15 protein-coding genes and 4 pseudogenes are annotated in these 16,611 nt (G+C 62.0%); 10 read left to right on the top strand and 9 right to left on the bottom strand.

Annotated features, from left to right (window positions below; genetic code table 11):
- Positions 1 to 86: 86 nt before the first annotated feature.
- From ACZ1HK_RS12355 to ACZ1HK_RS12345, 3 genes are all read left to right on the top strand, one after another.
- On the top strand, positions 87 to 1,190 hold the full coding sequence (locus tag ACZ1HK_RS12355; protein WP_472628957.1) for a DNA methyltransferase: 1,104 nt from the start codon (positions 87 to 89) through the stop codon (positions 1,188 to 1,190).
- A gap of 213 nt (positions 1,191 to 1,403) precedes the next feature.
- On the top strand, positions 1,404 to 2,075 hold the full coding sequence (locus ACZ1HK_RS12350) for a cupin domain-containing protein (protein WP_472628956.1): 672 nt from the start codon (positions 1,404 to 1,406) through the stop codon (positions 2,073 to 2,075).
- Positions 2,076 to 2,126: 51 nt separating this feature from the next.
- Positions 2,127 to 2,756, top strand: coding sequence for an NAD(P)-dependent oxidoreductase (locus tag ACZ1HK_RS12345; RefSeq protein WP_472628955.1), 630 nt, complete (start codon positions 2,127 to 2,129; stop codon positions 2,754 to 2,756).
- A 116-nt stretch (positions 2,757 to 2,872) separates the two neighbouring features.
- On the opposite strand, the gene ACZ1HK_RS12340 is transcribed toward ACZ1HK_RS12345, so the two are convergent.
- On the bottom strand, positions 2,873 to 4,006 hold the full coding sequence (locus ACZ1HK_RS12340) for an alkane 1-monooxygenase (protein WP_472628954.1): 1,134 nt from the start codon (positions 4,004 to 4,006) through the stop codon (positions 2,873 to 2,875).
- Positions 4,007 to 4,035: 29 nt separating this feature from the next.
- Positions 4,036 to 5,101, bottom strand: a pseudogene (mutY, locus tag ACZ1HK_RS12335) (A/G-specific adenine glycosylase).
- A gap of 83 nt (positions 5,102 to 5,184) precedes the next feature.
- Here mutY and ACZ1HK_RS12330 point away from each other — a divergent pair.
- Positions 5,185 to 5,568 carry a DUF721 domain-containing protein gene (locus ACZ1HK_RS12330; protein WP_472628953.1) on the top strand — a complete coding sequence of 128 codons (384 nt, stop codon included), beginning with the start codon at positions 5,185 to 5,187 and terminating at the stop codon, positions 5,566 to 5,568.
- A 164-nt stretch (positions 5,569 to 5,732) separates the two neighbouring features.
- A pseudogene (locus ACZ1HK_RS12325) lies at positions 5,733 to 6,421 on the top strand (DsbA family protein).
- 28 nt (positions 6,422 to 6,449) lie between these two features.
- Here ACZ1HK_RS12325 and lpxK read toward each other — a convergent pair.
- The 3 genes and pseudogenes from lpxK to ACZ1HK_RS12310 form a co-directional block, all read right to left on the bottom strand.
- A pseudogene (lpxK, locus tag ACZ1HK_RS12320) lies at positions 6,450 to 7,425 on the bottom strand (tetraacyldisaccharide 4'-kinase); the annotation flags it as partial.
- A complete protein-coding gene (locus ACZ1HK_RS12315; protein ID WP_472628952.1) occupies positions 7,425 to 8,738 on the bottom strand; it encodes a 3-deoxy-D-manno-octulosonic acid transferase in 1,314 nt (437 codons plus the stop codon). The gene ACZ1HK_RS12315 and the pseudogene lpxK, both read right to left, overlap by 1 nt.
- 8 nt (positions 8,739 to 8,746) lie before the next feature.
- A complete protein-coding gene (locus ACZ1HK_RS12310) occupies positions 8,747 to 8,992 on the bottom strand; it encodes a DUF4170 domain-containing protein (RefSeq protein WP_472628951.1) in 246 nt (81 codons plus the stop codon).
- 176 nt (positions 8,993 to 9,168) lie between these two features.
- Here ACZ1HK_RS12310 and ACZ1HK_RS12305 point away from each other — a divergent pair, with 176 nt between their 5' ends.
- Together ACZ1HK_RS12305 and ACZ1HK_RS12300 are read left to right on the top strand one after the other, a co-directional pair.
- Positions 9,169 to 9,351: a hypothetical protein gene (locus ACZ1HK_RS12305; RefSeq protein WP_472628950.1), complete on the top strand. Its 183-nt coding sequence runs from the start codon at positions 9,169 to 9,171 to the stop codon at positions 9,349 to 9,351.
- Between the two features lie 261 nt (positions 9,352 to 9,612).
- A complete protein-coding gene (locus ACZ1HK_RS12300; RefSeq protein ID WP_472628949.1) occupies positions 9,613 to 9,795 on the top strand; it encodes a hypothetical protein in 183 nt (60 codons plus the stop codon).
- On the opposite strand, the gene ACZ1HK_RS12295 is transcribed toward ACZ1HK_RS12300, so the two are convergent.
- From ACZ1HK_RS12295 to ACZ1HK_RS12285, 3 genes are all read right to left on the bottom strand, one after another.
- Positions 9,792 to 10,568, bottom strand: a complete 777-nt coding sequence (locus tag ACZ1HK_RS12295) for an inositol monophosphatase family protein (protein WP_472628948.1) — start codon at positions 10,566 to 10,568, stop codon at positions 9,792 to 9,794. The genes ACZ1HK_RS12300 and ACZ1HK_RS12295 overlap by 4 nt on opposite strands.
- On the bottom strand, positions 10,555 to 11,904 hold the full coding sequence (locus tag ACZ1HK_RS12290) for a TldD/PmbA family protein (RefSeq protein ID WP_472628947.1): 1,350 nt from the start codon (positions 11,902 to 11,904) through the stop codon (positions 10,555 to 10,557). Before ACZ1HK_RS12290 ends, ACZ1HK_RS12295 begins: the two co-directional genes overlap by 14 nt.
- Positions 11,905 to 12,016: 112 nt before the next feature.
- Entirely contained in the window at positions 12,017 to 13,507 is a 1,491-nt protein-coding gene (locus tag ACZ1HK_RS12285; protein WP_472628946.1) for a DUF2125 domain-containing protein, read from the bottom strand.
- Positions 13,508 to 13,691: 184 nt separating this feature from the next.
- On the opposite strand from ACZ1HK_RS12285, the gene ACZ1HK_RS12280 reads away from it, so the two are divergent.
- Both ACZ1HK_RS12280 and ACZ1HK_RS12275 read left to right on the top strand, forming a co-directional pair.
- On the top strand, positions 13,692 to 14,444 hold the full coding sequence (locus tag ACZ1HK_RS12280) for an SDR family oxidoreductase (protein WP_472628945.1): 753 nt from the start codon (positions 13,692 to 13,694) through the stop codon (positions 14,442 to 14,444).
- Positions 14,441 to 15,048: pseudogene (locus ACZ1HK_RS12275) on the top strand (enoyl-CoA hydratase/isomerase family protein). Before ACZ1HK_RS12280 ends, ACZ1HK_RS12275 begins: the two are co-directional and overlap by 4 nt.
- 23 nt (positions 15,049 to 15,071) lie before the next feature.
- Here the strand turns inward: ACZ1HK_RS12275 and ACZ1HK_RS12270 are convergent.
- Positions 15,072 to 15,377 carry an HNH endonuclease family protein gene (locus ACZ1HK_RS12270; RefSeq protein WP_472628944.1) on the bottom strand — a complete coding sequence of 102 codons (306 nt, stop codon included), beginning with the start codon at positions 15,375 to 15,377 and terminating at the stop codon, positions 15,072 to 15,074.
- Here ACZ1HK_RS12270 and ACZ1HK_RS12265 point away from each other — a divergent pair.
- The gene (locus tag ACZ1HK_RS12265; protein ID WP_472628943.1) at positions 15,376 to 16,575 is read left to right on the top strand and encodes a BaiN/RdsA family NAD(P)/FAD-dependent oxidoreductase; all 1,200 of its coding nucleotides are present in this window, start codon (positions 15,376 to 15,378) and stop codon (positions 16,573 to 16,575) included. The genes ACZ1HK_RS12270 and ACZ1HK_RS12265 overlap by 2 nt on opposite strands.
- Positions 16,576 to 16,611 lie beyond the last annotated feature (36 nt).

Here is a 16,611-nt window from a genome sequence, read left to right as displayed (position 1 = left end):
ACAAAATTGACCGATTCAAGAAGATCGGCGATTCTGCGTTCAGTGGACACACAGCGCCCAAAAGAGGCGCCCACCAGAGGCAGAAAATGACAACAAAGACAAAGCCGGAGGCAGCCAAACCGCTGCCGCGCAACACCATTCTTGCGGGCGATTGCATCGAGATCATGCAGTCGCTGCCCGAGGCATCGGTCGACCTGATCTTCGCCGATCCGCCCTACAACCTTCAGCTGAAGGGCGACCTTCATCGCCCGAACAACACCAAGGTCGACGCCGTCGATGATGCGTGGGACCAGTTCGACAGCTTCAAGGTCTATGATCAGTTCACCCGCGAGTGGCTCTCTGCCGCGCGCCGCCTGCTGAAACCCGATGGTGCGATTTGGGTGATCGGCAGCTACCACAATATCTTCCGAGTGGGCGCCGAGTTGCAGACCCAGGGCTTCTGGATCCTCAACGACGTCGTTTGGCGCAAGTCGAACCCGATGCCGAACTTCCGGGGCAAGCGGTTCACCAATGCGCATGAGACGATGATCTGGGCCTCCAAGGAAGAAGGCGCGAAATACACCTTCAACTACGAGGCGCTGAAAGAGCTGAATGAGGGCATCCAGATGCGCTCGGACTGGGTGCTGCCGATCTGCAATGGCGGTGAGCGTCTGAAGGATGAGAACGGCGACAAGGCGCATCCGACGCAGAAGCCGGAAGCCCTGCTGCATCGCGTGCTGGTTGGTGCGACGAAGCCGGGCGATGTGGTGCTCGACCCGTTCTTTGGGACCGGCACGACCGGGGCTGTGGCCAAGATGCTCGGACGTGATTTCATCGGCATCGAACGGGAAGAGGCATACCGCAAGGTTGCCGAAAAGCGCCTGTCGAAAGTGCGCAAGTTCGATAAATCCGCGCTGGAAGTCACCCAAGGCAAGCGGGCCGAGCCGCGCGTGCCGTTCGGCCAGTTGGTTGAACGCGGCATGTTGCGCCCCGGCGAGATGCTGACCAACCCACGCGGCCAACAGGCCAAAGTGCGGGCGGATGGGACCCTGATCGCCGATGATGTGAAAGGCTCGATCCACAAGGTTGGCGCCGAGCTTGAGGGTGCGCCTTCCTGCAATGGCTGGACGTATTGGGCCTTCAAACGCGACGGGAAAAGCGTCTCCATCGACGTGCTTCGCCAGCAAATTCGGGCCGAAATGGCCGGATAAGGTTTTCGGGGGTTCCCAAGACCCCCGATCCCGAACCTTGCCGCCCGCGCGCTTTATCAGGCTGTGGCGCGGGCCAACTTCAGCCCGCCGGTCTTCCGGCGGGTCTTTTCGTGCGCATTGCCCGGAAGTTGCGCATTGGTCCGTGCCAATCTGGTGCCAGCATCGCGATATGTCTATTTGTGACGAAGGATTATTGGCGCGAAGGGTCTGTCCATGCGACTGAATGCTGATTTCAACGAACGGGTTGTCATCCGGCCCCAAGACTACGATTGGGTTTCGTCGCCCGCCAGCGGTGTGGAGCGCATGATGCTTGACCGGATCGGGGATGAGGTCGCGCGAGCAACCACAATCGTGCGGTTCGCCCCGAATTCGAGTTTCGACGCACATTCTCACGGCGGCGGGGAGGAGTTTCTGGTGCTGGATGGCGTCTTCTCGGATGAACATGCCGACTATCCCGCAGGCACATATGTGCGGAACCCGATCGGCACCTCCCATACCCCCCATATTGGACCCGAGGGCGCAACGATCCTTGTGAAGCTGTGCCAGTTCGATGAAGCCGATACGGCGCAATTTTCCGTCGACACCAGATCGGCGGAGTTTCTGCCGGGGTCCGCGCCTGGCCTCACCGTGCTTCCCCTGCATTCGGTCGAAGGTGAAAACGTCGCGCTGGTGCGATGGGCACCCGGCACAAGGTTCTCGCAGCACGCCCATTGGGGCGGCGAAGAAATCTTTGTGATCGAGGGAACGTTTCAGGACGAGCATGGCGATTATCCGGCGGGCAGTTGGATCCGTTCGCCGCATATGTCGCGGCATACGCCATGGTCAGATGAAGGCTGCCTGATCTACGTGAAAACCGGACATTTGTCGTTTCAGGCCGCCGCTTGATTTGGCCCTCGGGCGATCCCTCCCTATCTATGAAGGCAGGAGGTATCGCCCATGAAACTCGCCATTATCGGAGCAAGCCGCGGCATTGGCCGCAAAGCGGTCGACGAAGCGCTGGAGCGCGGCCATCAAGTCCGCGCCATGTCGCGCAGCGCGATGGATCTTGAGGCCGAGGGCTTTGAGTGGATGGAAGGGGACGCCACCAACGACGTGGATGTGTTCAACGCAATTGATGGGTGTGACGCGGTGATCCTGACGCTCGGGGTGCCGCGCGATGCAAGGGTACTGAAGAAGACAACCCTGTTCTCGGATGCCACGCGCCTGCTGATCTCGCAGATGGGGAAAGCCAGGATCAAACGGCTGCTGACCGTCACCGGGTTCGGCGCGGGCGACTCGGCAGAAAAACTCTCCACGCCGGAGAGACTGACACAGAAGGCGTTCCTAGGGCGGGCCTATGCGGACAAGGATGTGCAGGAGCAATTGATCCGCGAAAGCGATTTGGACTGGACGATCGCGCGCCCGGGCATCCTCAGCGACAATCGAAAAAGCGGTGCGTACAAGGTGCTGACCGAAAAGGCGGAGTGGCGCAACGGTCTGATCAGCCGTGCAGATGTTGCGGACTTCCTTGTGACTGCTGCGGAAGGCTCCGAAATGGTTGGCAAGACGCCGGCGCTGCAGCGCTGATCCACGCCTCTCTGCGGGTCAGCGCCCCCATCTTTGTTCAACAAATATGCTGGGGGGTCTGGGGGCGAGCCCCCCAGTTCGGCGACGACGAAGTCGGCGCAATCCCTCGCGTGCCTTCAGCGCGGAAGGGGATGCTGGCCCTTGTTGTAGGCCTGCCAGTCCGTGATTTCCGGATAGTACATTTCGCGCCAGCGCCTGACCCGTCTGTTCATGACCCGCTTCCACACGGGCGGCAGCATCGCCACCGCGGTCATGACCGGGTACCCAAATGGCAGTTGCGGGGCCTCTGCCTCGGTGTAGGTCTGCAATAGGGGAAAGCGGCGGTCGGGCTTATAGTGATGATCCGAATGGCGCTGCAAGTTGATCAGCAACCAGTTGGAGGCCTTGTGCGCCGCATTCCAGGAATGGCGCGGCTGAACATGTTCGTATTTGCCGCCTCCAAGGTGCTTTCGTGTCAGTCCGTAATGCTCGATGTAGTTGGTCAGTTCCAACTGCCAGATCGCGACAAAGGCCTGGTTGAGGAACATCAGCAGACCGATCCAACCACCGACCATCAGCGCGAGGGCAAGGAACCCGGCCTGTAGCGCCAGATATCGCCAGAACGGGTTGGAGCCGTCCCAAACCGGTAGGCCCTTGCGGGCGAGCATCGCTTTCTCTGCACCCCAGGCCGATAGCAGCGACTCGCGCAGGACGCGGGGAAAGAAGCGATGGAAACCTTCGTTGAATCGCGCCGTCACCGGGTCGCGGCGCGTGCCTACATAGCGGTGATGGACCAAAAGGTGCTCGGACCGGAAATGCGAATAAAGGACAGAGGCCAGAAGCACATCACCTAGCCAGCGTTCATGTTTCGGCCGCTGGTGCATCAGTTCGTGGGAATAGTTGATGCCGATTGTCCCGCTCAGAATGCCAAGGCCGAAGGACAGGGCCCACAGCTCAACGCCCGACAAGTGATCGGCGCGGACCGCATAGGCGATGACGCCAAAGATCGTGATGATTTGCAGAGGCGGCCAGATCAGGGTGATCAGACGATACCAGAACAGTTGCGTGTCCGATGTCGACAGGTCCGCGTTTTCCAATTCCAGACCGGCAATGTGATCAAGGACCGAAAACAGCCACCATGTGCTCAGCGGCACCAGAGCCAGCCACCAGCCGCCTTGCATGGCCACGAATGCAATGAGCGGGATCAGCAGAAGGCTCAGCCAGAAGGGCAGGGCGCGATGCAGTTTCGCCATGGCGGAGGGTTGGATCATCGGGTCGTCCTTACGGTTCCCTTGCAAAGTCAACCTTTCGCCCCCGCCGCGTCAACGGTGACGCCACGGCCAAGGTCGAAGGCTTTGCGAAATACTGTAGGCAAGGTACTGGGCGAAAATTTGGCGGCGGGCGTGAACGTGCCGCGGTCAGGTGTCGCATCCTGGTCGGCCTCGGCCACACGCAGCGCAAGCCGCAAGTGGAAATGGGTGAAGGTATGACGCACCTCAAGTTTCGGGTCGTACCAGCTGGTGTTGAGCGGTGGCGTATCCGTGGGCGCTTCGGACCAGTCGGACGTGGGAAAGGCCAGCATCCCGCCCAACAACCCCTTGTCTGGCCGTGTTTCGAGCAACAATGCGCCGTCGGCCCGGCGCGCGATGTAGACATAGCCAAGGCGTGTCGGCTTTGCCTTTTTCGGCAGCTTGCGGGGCAACTCAGCGGCGACACCTTGTTTGCGTGCGGCGCATCCTGCCATCAGCGGGCAGATGCCACAGGCGGGCGACTTCGGCGTACAAATCGTAGCGCCCAGATCCATCAACGCTTGCGCATGATCGCCGGGCCGATGGGTCGGGGTAAGCCGCGTTGCATAGGCCTTGAGGGTTGGCTTGGAGGTCGGCAACGGCTCTTCCACGCAGAACAAGCGCGACATGACACGTTCGATATTGCCGTCCATGACCGCAGCGGGGCGATTGAACGCGATGGAGGCGATGGCGGCGGCCGTGTAGGGGCCCACCCCGGGCAGGGTCAGAAGCCCCTCTTCGGTGTCGGGAAACTGGCCGCCGTGCTCTGCCACAACTACTCGCGCGCATTTCAGCAGGTTGCGGGCGCGGGCGTAGTAGCCAAGGCCCGCCCATTCTCCCATCACCGCCGAATCCTCTGCCGCGGCGAGGTCTGATACGGTTGGCCAAAGCGTCGGTGAACCGCTCAAAAAACGCTTTGACGGCCGCAACGGTTGTTTGCTGCAGCATGATTTCGGACATCCAGACGCGGTAGGGATCCGCCGGTTCTGTGGAACCAGGCGGCACACGCCATGGCAAAACGCGGGCATTCGCGTCATACCACGCCAAAAGCTCGCTCCCGATGGCCTCATCACGCATGCGTTATCCAACCTGTGCCGCTTGTTATTGGTTAGCGTCCTCATGAACGCATAGAGTGCGGCTGACGAAAGGATCAACCCGGCATGGCAAAAAGCCCCGCACCGACCAATGCTCAGCCGCGCCGCCGAATGCGCGGGTTTGAGCGTGCCGTGTCGCTGGTGGGTCCAGAGCTGCGCAGCCCCGCCGAAAAGCGCGGCTTTGCCGAAACTAAGCTGCTCACCCATTGGGCCGAGATTGTTGGCCCGGATATTGCGGACGTTGCACTGCCGTTGAAGATCAGGTTCGGGCGCGGAATGGGCGGCACCTTGCAGGTGCTGACGACCGGTGCCCATGCCCCGATGCTCGCCATGCAGAAAGAGGTGATCATCACCCGCGTGAATGCCTGCTACGGCTATTCCGCGATCAAAGATGTGCAGATCACTCAAACCGCGCCCACCGGCTTTGCCGAGGGCAAAGTTGCTCTTTGAAGGCCAAAAGCCGCGCGAAAAGCGCAAACCCGACCCTGCGCGCCTGTCCAAGGCGACAGAAGGGTTGGACACGATCACCGATCCCGCGTTGCGCGATGCCTTGCGAAAACTGGCGAGGAACATATTTAGCAATCAAACGAATTCGAACACCTGAGGAGATCACGATGCATCGCAGAGCCATGTTATTGGGCGGCGCCACCGGCGTTTTGGGCGCAGGCGGCTACCTGCTTTGGCAGGGCCAGGGCGCACAGGCCCCGGATACGGCCGCCGACCTTCTGCCTTTCCAGCCTGCCAACGCGCAGGAAGTGTCGGGCGATTTGCCCGAGGTTATCGAGATGTCGAAAGGCAATCCGGACGCGGCGGTCACACTGATCGAATATGCCAGCTTCACCTGCCCGCATTGCCGCAACTTCCATCAAAACGTCTATCCGCAGCCTGAATGCCGACTACATCGAACCTGGCCTGATCAACTTCGTCTACCGAGAGGTCTATTTCGACCGCTACGGTCTTTGGGCCGGGATGATGGCGCGTTGCGGCGGACCGCTGCGGTATTTCGGCATTGTCGATTTGATCTACGAAAACCAGTCGGAATGGACGCAAGGCTCCCCCGCCGAGGTGGCCGAGAACCTGCGTCGGATCGGTCGTACCGCTGGCCTGACCAATGAAGAGCTTGATGCCTGCATGACGGATGCCGCGATGGCCGAGGCGATGATTGCCACCTACGAGGCGAATATCGCAGTCCATGACATCCCCGGCACGCCCGCCTTCGTTCTCAATGGCGAGTTGAACGGCAACATGAACTACGAGACATTGAGCGGTCATGATCGATGCCGAGCTTGAAGCGGCTGGCTGACGCCTAGTCTCCGATCATACTCGGACAAAATCGTGTCGAGGGCCGCATTCAGCGGCCCTTCTTCGTTAAGACGCAGCCGCACGGGCACGGTCATCACACGGGCGCGGAATTCGGGCTTCAGGCGCACCGCGTCCTTTTCGGTCGTGACCACTTGCGCGCCCCTCATGTCGGCCTCGCGGATCAGGCGAGTCATCAGGGTGTCGCTAAGCGGTTGGTGATCCGCCAAGGCATGCGCCGCATGCAAATCCGCGCCAAGGCTGCGCAGGGTCGCAAAGAATTTCTCTGGATGGCCGATCCCGGCAAAGGCCAGCACCGGCATTCCATCAAGCGGCAGGCCGGTGGGCAGGGGGACCAACTCGCCCGTCAGATGCGGCTTTGTCACCGATGCGCCCCAACGGTCGGCGAACCTTTGCTGCGCGGCATCCGCGCCGATCGACAGCAGTAGATCAGCGCGCGCCATGCCGACGGCGAACAGGTTCCCGCAACGGACCCGCTGGCATGACCTTGCCATTGCCGAAGCCGCGCCACGCGTCGACCACGACAAGCGACAAATCATGGTGCAGCGCGGGGTTCTGGAACCCGTCGTCGAGCAAGATGACCTCTGCCCCGGTAGCCACCGCTGCGCGTGCACCGGCGGCACGGTCGGTTGCAATCCATGTCGGAACGAAGGCGGCCAGCAACAGGGGCTCATCACCGACTTCGTCCGCAGTGTGGCTGCGTTCGTCCACCTGTGTCGGCCCCGAAATCGACCCGCCGTACCCACGGCTGACGACATGGGGCGTGAGCCCGCGCCCTCGCAGCTTTTCGGCCAGCGCGATAACCGTCGGCGTCTTGCCGGTGCCGCCCGCGTTGATATTGCCGATGCAGATGATTGGCACGGCCACCTTTTCGCGCGGGCCATTTGCCAGCCGCCGTGCCGTGCCGTTCGCGTAAAGCGCGCCAAGCGGCGATAGCAGGGCAGAGGCAAGCCCCGCCGGTTGATGCCAAAAGCCCGGGGCGCGCATCAGGCTGCGCCTTTCCGAATGGTGCGCAGCTCCGCCTCGTCCCATGTATCCAGGATCAGGGCCAAGGCCCGGTCCGTCACATCCGCCCCATCCGATATCACCCCCCAGGCTGAGGCTGCCATACCCGCCGCCTCCTCCGGGCTGAGAAGGGTGACAACATGGTCCGCCAGCTTTTCGGGTGACGGCGCCAGCCGTGCGGCTTCGGCCTCAGACAGGCGTTGGTAGATGTCGACGAAATTCGTCACATAAGGCCCATGCAAGATGGCTGAGCCGAGGGCTGCGGGCTCAAACGGATTGTGTCCGCCAATCGCCACAAGCGAGCCGCCCACAAAGCTGATGGGGGCCAGCCTGTACCACAGACCCATCTCGCCCATGGTATCGGCAAGATAGACTTGTGCATCATCCGTGAGGCTTTCATCGGCCGCCCGGCGCGTGAAGCGCCAGCCGTCGCTTTGCAGCAGAGTGGCAATTTCATCACCGCGTTCGGGGTGGCGGGGCACCAGGATCAACAGCAAGCGGGGAGAGGTACGCATCGCCATGCGATGGGCCTTCAGCACCAGCTTCTCCTCGCCATCATGGGTCGAGGCGGCCAACCAGACAGGGCGGCCAGCCAAGACCTTGGCCAGTTCCGCACGCTCCTCTTCATCACACGGCAGGGCTGCGGCCCCTTCCTTGAGCGTGCCAAGCACTTTCATGCGGTCCGCGGGCATTCCCAGTCGTCGCAAGTAGCTTTGGGTCAGCTCATCTTGCACCAAGGCCATGTGAAATCGTTCAAGAAGGTTACGCACGACGCCCTTGGCAAAACGCCATTTGTCGTGGCTGGCCTTCGACATGCGGGCATTGAGAAGCAGCATCGGAATGCCACGCGCGTCGGTTTCGACAACAAGCGTTGGCCAAAGCTCACTTTCTGTCCAGATCGCCACATCGGGGCGCCAATGGTCGAGGAATGCGGTCACAAAGGCTTTGGCATCAAGGGGCGCGTAATGGTGGATCGCACGCGCCGGCAGGCGGTCCGCCATGACTTCGGCGGATGTCACCGTGCCGGTCGTCACGAGCACATGGGCATCGTCACGCTCTTCCAGCACCCGGCGGACAAGTTCGAGGATGGCAACGGACTCACCGACCGAGGCCGCATGGAACCAGATCAAAGGTCCATCAGGCCGGGGCTGGCTTGCGATCCCGCGCCGCTCATCAAGGCGCGGCGCGTCTTCCTTTCCTGCGGCCACACGCTCGCGCAGTTTGCGCTCGGCAAACGCACGTCCGCCGCGCGCAGACCATGCAAGGTAGAGGCCAAGGAAGATCGAACGCGCCATGTCGGGGCTTAGCTGCCCAGTTCCTCGGTCGAGGAGGCTTCGGCCTCTTCATCCCGCAGCCGGTGAATATGGGCGATGAAGTACCGCATATGGGCATTGTCCACGGTGCGCTGCGCTTCGGATTTCCAGGCGTCATAGGCGCTGTCGTAATCGCTGAACATGCCGACGATATGGATGTCATCGACGTTCTCGAATTCGGTCTTCTGCGGGTCGACAAGCTCACCGCCGAAAACAAGGTGCAGGCGTTGGGGCATGGGGAGGTCTCCGGTCGTTCTGGATACAGCGTGAACCCTTACGGCGTGTGGCGGGGGCGTCAAGCGACGGGCCCGTTACAAGCGGCTGACAGGATTGTGAGGGTCGGGTTTCCCTGTCTCGCGCCGGGCAACGTGAAGGCGCATATTGATGTCATCGAAACGGAGGAACTTTTCCAATGACCAAAGCATTTACCGCTCTGATCGCTGCACTGGCAATTACCGCCACGCTCGCCATCGACACCTCGCCCGCCCAGGCTTGGTCCTTCGGCGTCGAGGCGCCAGCGACCGTTTCGGGCACTGATCTCGGCTCTGGCCGTGTTAACGGTGTCTCTGGCCTTGATCTCGGGTCCAGCCGCTAATCCGCGGCAAACCCAACGCGGAGCGGCCCTTGTCCCTCTCTCCCCCTCTCTCTCCGGGGTCGCTCCGTCAAACCCCTGTCCGTCTCCCTCCCCGGCCCCTGGCGCGTCCTCCCCTCCGCGCCGGGGGCTTTCCTTTCGGACATGCAGGTAAGGAGAGCCTTACTCGCGCGACTTCGCGGCTCGGCGTATGTTCAAGGGGTAAGTACGGTAGACGAACGGAAGATTTCGCCGCCCTCCCATTTTGAGCCACAGATTGCTGCCATGACCCTTCGCATATCCCTTGTTCTCCTGGCCTCGCTTCTGTTTATCACCGTGCTTGCAACACTTTCCCTGCCTGCCGACGCCTATGCCATCCCGCCCGAGGGGGACGACACGCTGTCCTCCGCCCGGATGATGTCCACCGGGCCGTTGAACGTGATCGTGTTCGAATTGTCGGGGCGCTAAGCCCGTTGCGTCACCAGCGCCTGATGGACGTCCGGCGCACCAGCCAAAACTCCATCGACCTGAGCGCTTTGCCCATTGAATACCAGTGGCGCGCCGCGACTTGACGTGGCCCGGCCCCCGGCTTCCTCGATGATGAGCGTGCCGGCCGCGATGTCCCATTCCCAAGTTGGGCGGAACGTCATCATGCCATCGAAACGGCCTTCCCCCACCAAAGACATGCGATAGGCCAAAGACGGGCGATAGGCGCGCTCAACTGTCGGAATGCCGTTTGGCCAATGCTCGGGCGTGAGGTTCGCCTTGGTGGTCAGGAAGGTAGATTGGGCCGGGTCCGTTGCGCCCGTCACGCGAACCGGCTGACCGTTTAGCGTTGTACCCCGCCCCTTTGCGGCCGCGTAGAGTTTTTCGCGCATCGGAAGGAAAACAACGCCCGCGATCACCTGTCCGCGATGCACCACTGAAAGAGAGTGCGCAAAGCTGCGCCCGCCTTCGATGAAGGCGCGCGTGCCATCGATGGGGTCGCAAATGAAAACCGTCTCGGTGGAAAGGCGTGCTGGATCATCCTCGGTCTCCTCGGACAACCAGCCGTAGTGCGGGCGCGCGCCAAGCAGTGTTTCGCGCAGCATAGTGTCGACGGCGAGGTCGGCCTCGGTCACAGGGCCTTCAGCGCCTTTGTCCCAAATCTGCGGATCGCGTTGGAAATATTGCCCCGCAATGTCGCCTGCGCGTTCCGCGGCCTGGATCAGCAGCTCAAGGTCGTCGTCAGGCCCCGGCAATCGTCAATCCTTCAACGAGGAGCGAGGGGACCACGCGGCTCAGATGCGGCCTCGCATCATTGGCAGGCACGATTGTGCGCAGCATGTCCTTCAGATTTCCGGCGACCGTGCATTCGTTCACCGGATAAGCGATCTCGCCATTCTCGACCCAGAAACCGGACGCGCCGCGCGAATAGTCGCCCGTGGTTGCGTTGATGGACGAGCCGATCATCGACGTGATCAGAAGGCCAGTGCCCATTTCGGCGAGAAGTGCCTCAAGCGACGCGTCACCGGCGGTGAGGCGCACATTGCCGACGCTCGGCGAAGGCGGCCCGCCCGTGCCCCGGCTGGCGCTGGCTGTTGACGGCATGTCAAGTTGCCGTCCTGAGGCAAGGTCGAGGGTCCACCCGGTCAACACGCCGTTTTCCACAATCGCGCGGTCCCGTGTCGGCAAGCCTTCGGCGTCAAAGGGGCGGCTGCCTGACGTGCGGGGGCGGTGTGGCTCCTCAATCAGGGAAAGATGTGAGGGCAAAACCTGTTCGCCCAAGAGATCGCGCGCCCATGAGGATCCGCGGGCAATGGACACCCCGTTGGTGGCCGATAGCAGGTGGCCGATCAGGCCCGAGGATATCCGTTCATCGTAGATAACAGGAAACGCGCCCGTGGGTGGCTTCTTTGCGCCTGCGCGCGCCACTGTGCGTTCGGCCGCGATGCGACCCACGTCGGAGGCGTGCATCAAATCACTCAGATGGTTGCGACCGTCGCCGAAATAGTCGCGCTCCATCCCGGTGCCTTCACCGGTAATGGCAACGCAGAAGACGCTATGGTCGCTGCGCGCGTAACCGCCGGAAAAGCCGTTGGAGGCGGCAAGATGGATGCGACGACGGCTATAGCCGGCCCCGGCGGTAGAGACCTGGCTGATCCCGTTGACCGCCAGGGCGGCGGCCTCGGCTTCCAGGGCGCGGACCTCCAGCCCGGCGGGGTCCGGGTTTTCGCCCGGATCATTCAGGTCCAGCGCATCGCCATCCCGGATGTCCGACAAAGCCTCTGGCTCGGCCAGCCCGATATTGGGGTCTTCGGGGGCAAGGCGTGCCATCGCGACCGCGCGTTCGGCCATTTCCGTTAGCGTGCCGGGTTCCGTATCCGAGGCCGAAACGCAGGCCTGCCGTTGGCCGACCAGCACGCGCAAGCCAAGGTCCACCCCCTCTGAGCGTTCCGCCATTTCGAGCGCGCCGTTCAAGACCTCGATGCGGATCGAGGTGCCGTCAACGGCAATCGCGTCAGCTGCATCCGCTCCGGCGGCTTTTGCGGCACTCAGCAGAGCCTCGGTCAGCGGTGCAATCTCGGAATGGCTCATGGATACCCCTTTGGCTCTTGTCATTCTCGACGTAGGGCGCGGGTCAGGGGCATGCAAGCGAAACGGCCCGATCCGTGATGGACCGGGCCGCAAAGACGCGTGAAACTTGGGGCTATTGCAGCGGGATCCCGTTTGCCGTGATCGATCCATCCGCGCCGAACTGCACACTGGTCTCTAACGTGTCTGGCGCGGCACCGGGCCGAGCGAAGACATTGGCCATGCCGCGCACAAAGGCACCTTGATCGGATGGAACTAGCCCGCCCGCCATCAACGCATCCAGAAGCGCGTTGCCGCCGGACAATTGCAATTCGGCCGCGCCAACAGGCATCGGCATCAACTGCCCGGGCGCAAAACTCACATCCGCGGTACCTGAAAGCTCGGCGCCGCCTGCGCCAATGCGCAATTCGCTGACGTTGAGCGCGCGCAATTCACCGGGCGGTCCGGTCATCTCTTCAGGGTCCAGAGTCATGAGATCAACGAACAATTGAATCTGACCGGTTGCATCAAGGATCAGGCTGGCCGGATCACGTGGAATGGCATTGGTCGGGTCCATCATAGCCCAAATCCCATCACCCAATGCGAGGTCCTCATAGGCCAGACGGACTGAGGCGTCCTGCGGCGCGTCCCCGGCAGAAAGCGGGATCGCAAAGGCGATCTCGGAGGATGCAACCGATACATCGACCGGCACCGGCAGGTCGATGGCGGTGATACGGGTTTGCATGCCGGTCCCGGAGATGTCGTAGGATATTTCATCCTCGCTGAAGGCAACGCCCAGGCTGCCGCCTTCATTGGAATAGGCGACCGCAAATTGCTCGCCCACATCTTCGAATTCGAATTCCAGCGCGAAGGAGTCGTAAGCCGTGGTCCCGCTGAGCTCGACGCCGTCTGGCAACTCCGTGCTGACCTGGTTCAGGGCCGCGATGGAGGAGAATGTGCCGCTGCTGTTGCCTTCGATGGCGCCGATGAGCAGACCTGCCTTGAAGCGGCCCGTTTCACCGGACGGGGGCAGCAACTCCAACGCCATCTGCATGCCACCGGCGGACCCCGTGCTCGCAAAACGCATAGTCTCAGGCGTGTCCCCGGTCACGGAATAGGTGCTTTCCACATCGGTCATCACCATGTCGAGGTCGATGGTCGGCGGCTCGCTGCCGCCGCCCCAGATCGCCCCATCCGTGATCAGGATGCGGTCTGCGGAATAGGCATAGGTCCGGTTGCCCGCATCGCCCGACACGCGCACGTCGAGCCCTTCATGGCGCAATTGCAGTTCGATATTCCCGGGTGGATCATCGTCGTCGACCTCGAACGTGAAGGTCAGCGAATAAAGCTCGGAGAAGGTGATCGAGAGTGTGCCGTCCGGGTTCTCGGTCATTTGGATTTCATCAATGACGCCACGGGTCATGATGTCATCATCCTCAAAGGCCGAGATGAAGTTCGTCAGGGTCAAACCGGTATCCGTCGGAGTTTCGGTGGCAGATATGGTTTGCCCGGAAATCGCGGCCTGAGCCTGCCATTCGGCCCAAACCTCGGTGGCCAATGTGTCAGAAAAGGCGGGGCTGGCGGCAACAAGAGCAAGGGTTGAAAGCGAAAAACAGAAACGTGTCATCAAATTATCGGCTCCATCTACGGGAAGGCTTATCAAAACAAGGTCGGACTCTCTGCGCGTTGGGTCAAGTAGGGATCACCCTAGCTTGTCCGGCAGCGCGCGGTCACGAGGAAGGGGCTGGCCCAATTCGGGCTGGGGCGGTAGGGCTGGACCCACGATATTCCAAACGCGAAAGGTCAGGCAGATGACACATGCTGTATCTGGGAAGGTCGTTGCGATTTCGGGCGCAAGTCGTGGGATCGGTGCCGCCGCTGCACGGGAATTTGCGGCCCTTGGGGCGAAGGTTGTTCTGATGGCGCGCAGTCGTGATGCCATCGTGGAACTTGCGGGCGAGATTGGGGATGCGGCCCTCGCCGTGCCTTGCGACGTGGCCCGCTATTGGGAGGTTGAGGCCGCCTACAACGCCGCCGTCGATACGTTTGGGTCGCTGGATGTTGTCATCAACAATGCCGGTGTGATCGAACCTGTCGCGCGGATTGAAGAGACCGAGGCTGACGCGTGGGGGCAGGTGATCGACATCAATCTGAAAGGCACGTTCAACGGCGCGCGGGCAGCCTTACCGCATATGGCGGCGCATGGTGGGACGATCATCGGGATTTCGTCGGGGGCTGCCACCAATGCGCTGGAAGGCTGGTCGCACTACTGTTCTTCCAAAGCGGCGGCATTGATGCTGACGCGCTGTCTGCACAAGGAGATGGCCGATAGGGGTATCCGTGCGCTTGGGCTGAGCCCCGGTACGGTTGCCACGCAGATGCAAAAAGAGATCAAAGCATCCGGCGTGAACCCGGTCAGCGCGTTGAATTGGGAAGATCACATTCCTCCGGAATGGCCCGCCAAGGCGCTCGCCTGGATGTGCACGGCCGACGCGGATGAGTATTTGGGTGCCGATATTTCCCTGCGGGATGAAGGCGTTCGGAAAGCGGTGGGACTGATTTGATTGATGTTTCAGAGAAGGGCGGATTGCTGAACGTCGCCCTGAACCGGCCAGAAAAAGCAAACTCTCTGACCGGCGCCATGCTGCAGGAATTGGCGGAGCTTTTTGAGGTTGCGAACCCTAAAGCGGTCATCTTGACGGGCGCCGGAGAGAAGGTGTTCTCGGCAGGAGCCGACCTTGATGAAGCGCGCGCGGGGCTGGCCATATCGCCATTGTGGGAACGGGTCTCGGGCGCTTTGGCGGCGATGCCGTGCCCCACTATTGCTGCCCTGAACGGCACGCTTGCGGGGGTGCATTCGGGATGGCATTGGCCTGCGACATTCGGCTGTGTGTGCCGGGTGCGTCGTTCTTTTACCCGGTCGCGAAGCTTGGATTTCTGCCGCAGCCGTCGGATCCCGGGCGCCTTGCGGCGCTGATTGGATCCGCACGCGCCAAGCTGGTGCTGATGTCCGGCGCGCGCCTGACCACGGAGGAGGCGCTGGCCTTTGGGTTGGTGGACCGTGTCGTGGAGCGCGACGCGCTGCTGACAGAGGCCGAGGCGCTATGCGCACCCGCGCTGGCGGGGGACACGGAAAATGTGCGTGCGATCAAGGCGATGGTGGGGTGAGCGGACTTGCCCCTCCTTGGTGCCTATTTGTGTTTCCACGCGCGGCGTCCACCGGCGGTTTTGGAATGAAAATCCGGCGGGCGTTTGGCGACCCATTTAAAGAACTTTGCCAAGCGCGGATGGCTGCGCAAGGCCTCGGGCGTGTTGTAGACGCGCGCAAGCTCGGCCTCGGACAGGGTGGCATGAATCTCGTTGTGACAGATCTGATGGATGAGCACCGTCGGCCCGCCTTTGCCGCCGCGCAGCTTTGGCACCAGATGGTGCAGGCTTTGCGGTGCATCCGGCGGGATCGGGCGGTCGCACAGCGGGCAGATCGGGGTGTCATCCATGGCAGGTGAGGATGGCGCGGTGGGCATGGAAGGCAAGGTCGATGCGCTTGTTGTGGGGGCGGGTCCTGCCGGTCTGATGGCGGCGGAGACGTTGGCGAGGGCGGGCCGTAAGGTGCTGATTTGTGAGGGGAAACCTTCCGCGGGGCGCAAGTTTCTGATGGCGGGCAAGTCGGGACTGAACCTGACCAAGGATGAAGACCTTGGCCGCTTTGTGAATGCCTATGGCGACGCCGCCGATTGGCTCTATCCGATGATCGCGCGGCTTGATCCGGTGGAGGTCATGGCCTTTGCCGAGGACCTTAGGCAGCCCGTTTTCACCGGCTCGACGGGCCGTGTCTTTCCGCGTGCGATGAAGGCCTCGCCGCTGTTGCGGGCGTGGCTCAGGCGGATCGAGGCGGAGCTGCGGTTGCGTTGGCAATGGGTTGGGTTTGAAGGCGAGGGGCTTGCCTTCGACACGCCGGACGGACGGCACGTCCTGCACCCAAATGTGACTGTTCTGGCGCTTGGCGGCGCGTCCTGGGCGCGGCTGGGAAGCGACGGCGCATGGGCGCCGTGGCTGGTAGAGAAGGGTGTTGAAATCGCGCCGTTCAAGCCTGCGAATATGGGGTTTGTGGTTGAATGGTCTGAGTATATGGCCCCGCAATTCGGCGCGCCGCTTAAGAACATCGCGTTGATCGTGAACGGAAAATCGGTGAAGGGCGAAGCGGTTCTGTCGCAGCGTGGGCTTGAGGGTGGCGGGATCTACGCGGTCTCGGCCGCCGTGCGCGACGGGGCTGATCTGGCGCTGGATTTGCTACCGGGTCGCGACGAGGCGGAGCTTGCGCGTCGCCTAAAGGGACGCCCGAAAAAGCAGACGCTGACCAAGGCATTGACCAAGCTGGGGCTGGATGAGGCGAAGCGGGCTCTGCTGAGGGAATTCGCGCATCCGTTGCCGGAGGACGCGTCTGCGCTGGCCGCTTTGATCAAGGCACTGCCCATCAAACATAACGGCCCGCGACCGATGGACGAGGCGATTTCGACGGCGGGCGGCGTCACGCAAAACGCTGTGACATCTGGCCTTATGCTTCGGGACTTACCCGGTATACATGTGGCCGGTGAGATGCTGGATTGGGAGGCGCCGACGGGCGGCTATCTGATCAGCGCGTGCTTGGCGACCGGGCGTTGGGCCGGGGAACATGCAGCGCGGTATTGGCCCTGAAATCGGGATAATGATCCTGTAGTGAATCTGTAGTTT

It is taken from the genome of Gymnodinialimonas sp. JB5-7, from assembly GCF_055693405.1.
This window is presented reverse-complemented; position numbering and strand designations above follow the sequence as displayed.